The organism is Aerococcus sp. L_32 (genome assembly GCF_050689315.1).
In genome coordinates this window covers 1-679 of sequence record NZ_JBOEQF010000997.1, presented here as the reverse complement: position 1 = coordinate 679, position 679 = coordinate 1, and the positions used below count along the sequence as shown (strand labels likewise).

1 protein-coding gene is annotated in these 679 nt (G+C 39.5%); it reads right to left on the bottom strand.

Going from position 1 to position 679, the window contains the following annotated elements:
• A partial coding sequence (locus tag ACRCJ0_RS17825) for a hypothetical protein (protein ID WP_431391476.1) occupies window positions 1-679 on the bottom strand: 679 nt, incomplete at both ends.

Genomic DNA, 679 nt, shown 5'->3' with positions numbered 1-679 from the left:
AGCAAGCAATGCAGCTTCACGTTCTTCAGCGGTCATCTCTTCAATTGGTTTTGTTTCTTCAACTGTACCACTTGAGTCTGAATTGGAAATGCTTGTTTCGCTTAATAGCTTTTCAATTTGTTTTTTTGTTTCACCGTCACCGATTGAGTTTAAAGCGATGTTGTCTGCTTCAATAATTTTCTTCGCATCATCATCACTTATGTTAGGGTCATCATTCAATCGTTCATGATATTCTTCCATAGATTCTTTAGTAGCTTCCAACTGTGCTACCGCATTCTCTTTGTTCGTCATGATTGCTGAATGGTCAATCGCACCAAACGTCACATCATAAATTTCAGCTAAGGTTGAATCAATTGTTACATCACGATACGTTGTCGTTACATTATCCGCTGAAGGATTTAATCTAGTCACTAGCATACCTAAGCTAACGGGTACTTCAACCCCATTAACTACAATTGAACCGGTAGGTGCTAGGTTAGTTCCTGTCGAAGGTTCTCCGTTAGTATCTTCGTTTGCGGTGTTTGAGTATGCATCTTCCGCACGCTCACTTAATTGTTCGCCGCTTAATTTTAACGTACCATTCTCTGCTTGTGCTGCGATAATCTCTTCACTTGTTACTTCAATTGTTTCACCTGAAGCTAACTTCAATGAGTTCATAGAAGTCACATAGAAGTTCAAC